At 38.0% G+C, this 8,281-nt stretch carries 8 protein-coding genes; 4 read left to right on the plus strand and 4 right to left on the minus strand.

Annotated elements, in window-relative coordinates:
• Nucleotides 1–27: 27 nt before the first annotated feature.
• Nucleotides 28–855, minus strand: a complete 828-nt coding sequence (locus ACTS4L_RS07780) for a glycosyl hydrolase family 18 protein (protein WP_440651913.1) — start codon at nucleotides 853–855, stop codon at nucleotides 28–30.
• A 14-nt stretch (nucleotides 856–869) separates the two neighbouring features.
• Nucleotides 870–1,274 (minus strand): hypothetical protein, encoded by a 405-nt coding sequence (locus ACTS4L_RS07785; protein WP_440615480.1) that lies wholly within the window; start codon nucleotides 1,272–1,274, stop codon nucleotides 870–872.
• A 223-nt stretch (nucleotides 1,275–1,497) separates the two neighbouring features.
• Here ACTS4L_RS07785 and ACTS4L_RS07790 point away from each other — a divergent pair, with 223 nt between their 5' ends.
• From ACTS4L_RS07790 to ACTS4L_RS07805, 4 genes are all read left to right on the plus strand, one after another.
• Complete coding sequence (locus tag ACTS4L_RS07790) at nucleotides 1,498–2,262, plus strand: enoyl-CoA hydratase-related protein (RefSeq protein ID WP_440617878.1); 765 nt, start codon at nucleotides 1,498–1,500, stop codon at nucleotides 2,260–2,262.
• A gap of 18 nt (nucleotides 2,263–2,280) precedes the next feature.
• The gene (locus ACTS4L_RS07795; RefSeq protein WP_440617879.1) at nucleotides 2,281–3,411 is read left to right on the plus strand and encodes a CaiB/BaiF CoA transferase family protein; all 1,131 of its coding nucleotides are present in this window, start codon (nucleotides 2,281–2,283) and stop codon (nucleotides 3,409–3,411) included.
• A 92-nt stretch (nucleotides 3,412–3,503) separates the two neighbouring features.
• The gene (locus ACTS4L_RS07800) at nucleotides 3,504–4,601 is read left to right on the plus strand and encodes a WD40 repeat domain-containing protein (protein WP_440651915.1); all 1,098 of its coding nucleotides are present in this window, start codon (nucleotides 3,504–3,506) and stop codon (nucleotides 4,599–4,601) included.
• Between the two features lie 11 nt (nucleotides 4,602–4,612).
• Nucleotides 4,613–5,617, plus strand: a complete 1,005-nt coding sequence (locus ACTS4L_RS07805; protein ID WP_440617881.1) for a hypothetical protein — start codon at nucleotides 4,613–4,615, stop codon at nucleotides 5,615–5,617.
• A gap of 3 nt (nucleotides 5,618–5,620) precedes the next feature.
• On the opposite strand, the gene ACTS4L_RS07810 is transcribed toward ACTS4L_RS07805, so the two are convergent.
• On the minus strand, nucleotides 5,621–6,232 hold the full coding sequence (locus ACTS4L_RS07810) for a hypothetical protein (protein ID WP_440617882.1): 612 nt from the start codon (nucleotides 6,230–6,232) through the stop codon (nucleotides 5,621–5,623).
• A 34-nt stretch (nucleotides 6,233–6,266) separates the two neighbouring features.
• Nucleotides 6,267–8,201, minus strand: coding sequence for a DUF1554 domain-containing protein (locus ACTS4L_RS07815; RefSeq protein ID WP_440617883.1), 1,935 nt, complete (start codon nucleotides 8,199–8,201; stop codon nucleotides 6,267–6,269).
• Nucleotides 8,202–8,281: the final 80 nt, after the last annotated feature.

Genomic DNA, 8,281 nt, shown 5'->3' on the forward strand with positions numbered 1-8,281 from the left:
TTTGTGACAATGCTAACTTTGATGTCATTAATTAAATGTATTGGATAAAGTATCAATCAATGATGGATCTGGATTAGTCTCAGGGTTTGGGGCATCACCTGAAGTATCCCAAAACATTGCCCCTTTTAAACCTTGTTGTTTTATCCAATGTGCTTTGATTTCGACCATTGTCGCAGAATCATAGGTGATAAACATGCGTGATATAGGATTGTAATAATAGCTTTCAACGATTCGATCAAATGGATACGTGACGCCTGATACGGTGTAACCATTCATGCTGATCTTGCCAAAGTTACCAACACTTCTCAAGCTATTATTATTATCGCGCACAAGGATATAGGTATAATCAGACGCTGAGTTAGCAAAGCCTGAACAAACCTGATTGTCTTTGATGTTAGAAAAGCTATCACCCATGAGGCAATTATATCCTAAGCTACCATTTTCCCATTCACCAGGTCCTGTGACACCTGACTGATAAACGCCTGGAATATGCGCTTGTCCTTCACCTACCTCTATCCATTGGCGACCATATAGTGGAATGCCGGCAACGATTTTTGGGTTAGGGATGCCATTAGCGTTAAGGGCGGCAACACTGCTGATTAAATTCCATTGCCCTTTGGTGGTTACATAATTTGGAGCATCAGCTCCTTCAGTAGCAGATAAGGGAGATTGATGCCCTGTTATGCTGTCCCAAGTTCCTGCTGCATCATAGGACATGATGTTGATAGAATCAAGATAAGGCAGCATTTCACTATAATGGTTAAGGGCGATATTTTCAGGTGCCTGATTGATTGCAATACTTAAATGATAGGTTTTACCCGTTATATTACTCAAATTATCAAGCTTTTGACGCACGACTTTAATAAGCTCTACATAGTTGGTAGCATCATCATATTGTAAGTATTGATCAAGAATCGATTGCTTTTGTTCGTTTGTGATCCCAGAACCTTTAAACTATAGCTGATAACCTCTTGATTTGGTTTAATAAAATTGACCGTGCCATCGGCTGTTTCAGGAATACCATTTGCTATAAATTGCACGATATTAATTGATGGTATTGGTGTCGGTTCAACCTCGGTTTCAGGTACTTCAGAATCGGTGTTTTCCGTGTTTCCTATCGTTGTGTTTTCAGATGATGGTAAGGTTTGGTAGTCTGACTCAGACGGTGGTGTTGATGTCGGTGATGTTTCATTGCTTGCGCCATCAGAGCTACCACCGCAAGCACTTATAATAAAAGCAGTTAATGTGAGAAAATAAAGTTGGGATAATTTCATGTGCTTCTCCTTAATAGTTCATAACATAAGCAGAACAAATAATTGCAAAATGCCCAATCAACTGTAAGTACATATTTAGAACAGTAGTGCGCGCAATTTATGCAGCCCTGATTGAGAAGCGCGTTACTTTAGTAAATTCGTGCTCGTTTTAATAATCTCTGGCTATACTAGAAGGTACCGGCGCAACGCGTTTGGATTAAGTAAAATACAAGGAGACAGTTTAATGGATAAGATACTATGTCAACACGGTGACAAGATCACAACAATTACGATTAACAACAGTGACAAGCGCAATGCTTTTGATAGTGAGATGTCAAAAGCAGTTACGCAATCTATTCACGAGGCACAACGTAAAAAACAGCGTGTAATTGTGCTTAAAGCCAATATTTCACATGGCATATTCTCAGCAGGACATGACTTAAATGAACTGACATCAGTCGATGAGATCACCAATGATCCGATGTTTGAAATGTTTGATGCAATGACTGCGTCACCTTTGCCAATCATTGCCCAAGTAGAAGGTGCAGTCTATGCTGGAGCGTTGCATATGCTTATGGTTTGCGACATGGTCTATGCCACCAATGATAGCAAAGTGATTATTACAGCCAATAAAATGGGCGTTCCTTTTTCACTGCGTAATTACCAAAACTGGCTATCAGTGATGAGCATTCATAAAGCCAAAGAGCTCTTTTTTACTGCCAGTAGTATTGATGCCATGGATGCTTATCACGCAGGAATTTTCAACACGGTTTTTAGTGATAAGGCAGCACTTAAAGCACGCATTGATGAAGTATGTCAGGCGATCATAAGTTGTTGTGCTGAGGGCGTTGCCAATAGTAAGTTACAGCTTAATGTATTAGCGAATGATGTTACGATTAATTATGATGAAGCGGTTTTAATTGAAGAATCGCGACATAAGATTTTAAATAGCCCACAATTTACAAAGCGTGTAGAAGCGCTGATCGCGAAAATTCATCATAAAAATTAAAGATTCAAGGAGAGAAAAATGTCAAGAGTATTAGATGGTATATTGGTATTGGATTTTACCCAAGCATTAGCTGGTCCCTATTGTACAATGCTTTTAGCTTACAATGGCGCGCGCGTCATTAAGATTGAGCGACCGGGTGATGGTGATATGTTGCGCTCAGCTGCACCCTTTACTAAAGAGGGTACTTCAGTATTTTGGGCGTCAGCTAATGCCAATAAAGAAAGCTGTGCGCTCAATTTGAAAAATCCAGAAGATATCGCATTGATTAAAAAAATTATTCAAAAGGCAGATATTCTGGTGGAGAACTTCAGACCTGGCGTGATGGAGAAATTAGGCTTAGGTTATGAAGAGGTAAAGAAATTAAATCCTACAATCGTGTATACCTCAATTTCGGGATTTGGCACAACAGGGCCAATGGCGCATGCGCCAGGCTTTGATTTGGTGGGTCAAGGTTACTCAGGCATGATGTCAATCAATGGTGATTTAGATAAGGACACTGGACGCATTGGTTTTCCAGTGGGCGATGTCAGTGCGGGGATGTGGGGCTATATGGCAACAATGACAGCATATTGTGGACGTCTTCGTAGTGGAAAAGGTGCCTATGTTGATGTCTCAATGCTCGATGGTTTGTTTGCAATGATGCCTGCTGAAGTGGTGGCTTATACTAAACTCAATGAAATTGAACATTGTAGTGGTAATATCGATCCGGCAGCGGCTCCTTTTGGTGCTATACGTACAAAAGATGGTGCCGTTATTGTGGCTGTTTTAGGAGAAAAACTTTGGTTAAGTTTTTGTCAGGCAATGGATAAGATGGAGTGGCATGATAATCCTAAGTTTAAAACGGGACCTGATCGCATTAAAAACCGTGCTGATTTGCAAGCTCTTGTACAGCCACTTTTTAGGCAAAAGACGACGGTAGAATGGCAAAAGATCTTAACTGACGCAGGTATTCCAAATGGTATTGTGAATAACATTAAAGAAGCCTGTGAGCTGCCACAGATAAAAGCACGTAATATGCTGGTTAATGCTGGAGATTATATTGTGCCAGGCAATCCAATGAAGATTAATTCAAGTAGTGATTTAAATAAACTCAATACCCCAGAGGCACTGGGTGCGTCAACAAATAAAATAAGGGATGAGTTTAACTAAGGCTAAATTATTAAATATGGCAGGTTGATATTTAATCAAAATTGCAAAGCTGGAACTTTTTATCTATATTTTTCTAAGGAATGTAAACAAAAATGGAGAATAAAATGTTTAATATATATTTATCAAGGTATTACACTTTGGTGTTTTCTTTAATCATTATATTTTTAACTTTCTGCCACTCAGTAAATGCACAAGAAAAAATCAAATTGCCGACAAGTACAAAAATTTATGCATTTGAGTCTGCTGGAGCTAAAAAAGAGTATGTCGGTATCACTGGTGGATTAGCATTGGGTGATATTACAGATACAGGTATTGAGTTTACAAAAATTTACAATCAAAAAACAATACCATCTATCGTAGGGCAAACAGTTAAAGCTATTGCTAAATCAGGTGATCTTATCGCTATTGGTAGTAATAAAGGCTTAAGTGTTTGTTCTATTAATAGCGGTATGCTTTTAAAACAATGTACGGTATATACGCAAAATACTATACCTAAAATGGAACATATTACAGTAATCGATCTTATTTTAGTTGATGATATACTATACATAGCAAACTATCATGGTGGTTTATTAGTTGCAAAAGTTGATTTAAAGTCTCATCAACTATTATCAGTAAAGCCATACAACCAGCATACGGTTGATACCATGATGTATCAACCTGTTAAATCAATAGCGCTTACTATGGATAAGAAAAAAATTGCTTTTGCAACACGTGGTGGAGGTCTTGGTGTTGCATCTATTGACGATAACCATAATCTGAGTCACATTAATTACTCTCAACCTGGAAATAGCAAATTTTCTAATGATGTGCATGGTGTTGCGATTAGTCCCAAAGGAACCGTAGCAGTTGCAACTTCATTTGGATTGTATCTTGGTAGATTAACTGATGTTAATACTTTTATCACGGTTACTACTTACAATAAAAATGACACAAATATCCTCTCGAATAAATACAATGCTATTACTTTTAATCACGATGGCACTATGCTAGCAGCTGCGACAATGGATAAAGGGGTGATGGTTGCAAAGGTAGACGATCAAAATAATCTTATAGCTATCAAATTCTATAATACTCAAACTACTCCAGCATTGTCGTTACGTTCTATTAATGCGATAGCATTTTCAGAAAATGAAAAGCAGCTTTATGTAGGCAGTGACTCTTCTACCATGACTATAATCGATTTATAAGGAGCCAAGATATGACTATTTTCTCAAACTTCTCAAAGTTATTTATCCTTACGCAATTCAGTGTTATATATGCATACGCAGATTCAAATCAGATCAATTTTAATAATAATCAAACAGGTGGACTCTTTAGTAATGTTGTTGCCGATCCAAATATCCAAGAAGGAGTGCAAAATGCGCAGTGTAACAATAGTTGTGAACCATCAAATAGTTGTCCATCTTATGCAGGTGTAGCGACTAGCGGTGAAGGAGATTCATCTTGTGCTGGAAATTTTTTAGCACCATCAGGAACTGTTGATGCAATTGAATTTAGCAGTGTTAATTGGAGAGGAAATTCAATTACGATAGAGGCTGGAAGGTCAGATTCTTCAGCTATGGGGGCAACTTTGCAAGCTCTTAGTCAATGGGGAGTTTCTGGGGCAACACTTTTAAATACAAACATTGCTGCACTTCAAAAGGATCCGAACTCTGGCACTTTGGTAAATGGAGGACCTGGTGAGGCAAATTTTGTAGTCTCTTTAAATCTTGACATTGCTGGTTGTACGTGTGGGTCTGTTATTTTAGGACAACAAGGTTCTGATACCGTAAAGCCAGTTTCTGCAACTCAGTGGATTACAGATGGTGTTGAAGCAGGATGTGCAGCGCTAACATTTAGCTTAACCGATGGCACAGAATGGAAGCCATCCACAGTGGCTTTGATCAAAAATTTAGCAAAAGACTTCTCTCAAGAAATTGACTATGCTTTGCATGAGTCAAACACTTGGTGGATTTCACAATGGTCACTTGAAAGTACCGATAATTATATCGGTTTTACCATGAACGCTGTTACTCAAGACCAACATGATTATATTGATAAGTTCACTACATATTGCAATGGACATTATTATAACTCAGTTGCTCTAGAATGTGTTTGTAGCGACGGGGGACAGCAGGGTAAAGGCTTACTGCTAATACAACCATCTAAGGATAGCGATGATACTTTTGATGCATGCTGGCAGGGAGTAACGGATCCATCTTAGTGTCTATTCATCTACTTTAGATACTGTAAATGAACTGCCTCCACCTTGCAGCGTAATATGCTTAACTTCTTGTTTTGCACTCTCACAGTTTAGAGTGAGTTCCCATGTTTTACTTGTTTCATTATATTTCCTTGGTAGGCTTGACTTAGCGCCAAGTGACCAAGTTGCTGTGAAATAGCTAAGTTTAACAGCACCTAATACAACGTCTTTACAAACATAGTGATGTTGGTGATCTTTGGAAGTGAAAATAAGATCACCGTATAAGCCAAGACCTGCCGTACTATTGCTCATTTTGCTACCAATTGCTTTGCAATTAGTATCATCACTATCACATGTGCCGCGGATATTTTTAAGCCAATTAGCAATATCACCATTTTCTAACGCAATATTATATCCAATATCAATAGTAACCCTATCAGTATCAACAATTAGCGTTGGAGGTGTTACTTCAGGATATGCACTCGCGACAATAAATTGTGTTTGCGTTGCATCAAGATCTTCTACTGCTGGGTCAACATAAATCGACACGGTAGAGTTGGCAAAACTGCTGCTAATAAGACTTAGGCTAAGTAAACCAAAATAAGCGATTTTTTTACTCAATTTTTTAATAATCATAATGAATGTTCCTTGTTGCTGTTGAGTTGGATAATTAAGCTTTTTGTGCGCAATAAAGTTTGTTTGGTGTGTTACAGCTTGCCATTTGCAAAGTTTGTTTGTCATGATCAAAAGCCGCAGCCCATGAATTATCTATTGCTAAAGGATTGGCAACATTGGCAAAATATTGTGGGTTGTTTGAAGTGCCATCATTTGTCCAGTTGTTGCAATTACTACTTAAGCCAAACACATCATCATATAAGGCAAACCCACTCCAAACATAGGTCTCAGTGTCCTTGGCAATGGCATGTTCTAAATTGCCGGAGAAGAGCGTATCGGGTGAGGCGATAACTTCATGATTCACATTAAGATAATATGCCTTTTGATCATAACCAATATTATCTTTAATACTACGTTCATTAGCAGGAAGTAAGGCCTTATATTCACCACTCAATCCAAGGGCATTTGCTTCAAGTTGGCATTTGCTGTTAGCCCCTTCAATTCCACCTAAATTGCCACTATAGTTTTGTGCAGTTGTAAAAATAAAACGCGTGGTTGCTTTGGTGATACTAACAGGAAGTTCAGTAGTTGTTTCACTCATATTATCAGCGGATACTGTAATTTTGGCAGAAAGAGGATCATCTAAATTATAATCGGCACTAATGATTATTTCACATGATTGATCTGCATTTAAGGTTGATTGACAAGCTTGATTGTTAATGCGGATCACATCAGCTTGATCACTGCTAAAGCTTACGTTTTTAAGATTTCCTTTGCCAATGTTTTTAATGACAATCACTGCCTGATTATCAATGCTATTTAATACAAGTTCTGTCAGAGGTGTCCCATTTTCTGATTGAAATTGTGCTTGTCCTTTCTCAGTTTCAATGACTGAAAATATCGCTGTATGATTATCATCAAGATTGGTGTAAACAGTGCCATCTTGAGCCTTAGCATATAGATTAAATTCATAGGTGCCTGCCTGTGTATCTGAATCAATAATCATTATCGGCATCTCACAGCTTTGATGAGGTGCTAAACCCGTTTCGCTTAATGAAAGACAATTGGTTGCATTGCTCGATGTAGTGTAAGTATACTCACTACCAACGAGTTGCACTTTATAGGCATCCTTTGTCGATGCTGTTGCTGGATACCAGTTAAAACTGCCATTATTGGTAATAAGCGTTGCTACTTCAATGCTTTGCTCACTTTTCTCAAAAGGATTGTTATCATTGATTGCTGACAGCGTGATATTGGTATTGGCAACGCTCATTGGAATATTGACTGTCTCAGTTATGCCATGATCGTGTTGATATTCAATAACCAACTCACCTTGACCTTTTGCCGATGCTGATGCATTAAGGGTGATCGTTGTACTTGACAGTGGTGCAATCTCCTGTGAGTTAGCATTCAGATTAATACCGTCAATCTCACCAATAATGTCGATGTGATTAATGGTAATGGAGCTGTTTGATGTATTCGTTAAGGTAATATTTTCATTCATGTCTGCTTGTTTAAAATGTACATTAGCGTGATCAGTAATAAGTACACGATCATCATAGGCTAATGCAATATTGGTTTTTACAATATTACTGGCATCAATGTTAAGAAGATGACCATTGTTAATATTATCTAAAAGTTGTGCTTGATGGGTTTTATCGTCAAGGGCAGCTTTGAGTTTAATCGGATCAAGCTGTAAAGTGATAACACCTTCCTCGCCAGGCAAAATGTTTTTCTCATCATCAATGATTTGGTTGTTTGCATTTAGTTCATTTTGTGTTGCCTCATCTAATAAATCGATAAACCATTTGCTGTCATCATTTTCGGCGATATTTAACAGCACACGATTAATTGCTTTATCTGAGATATTTTTGAAAACAACATTCATCTGACCGTCGCTATGAATGGTAATCGGTGTGACATTTGCTTTAGCTAATGATTCTGCCGTTGCGATATCTTCTTCTTTAATAAAATCGCCTTGATAATGCAATACCTGAAGTTTAGAGTTTCAGAGTATTTTTTATTGTGTGGGGATTTTTAAATCGACTTATGGCATGGTGATTGGCAGGC

The organism is Cysteiniphilum sp. 19S12-1 (genome assembly GCF_052030685.1).
Taxonomy (GTDB): Bacteria; Pseudomonadota; Gammaproteobacteria; order Francisellales; family Francisellaceae; genus Caedibacter.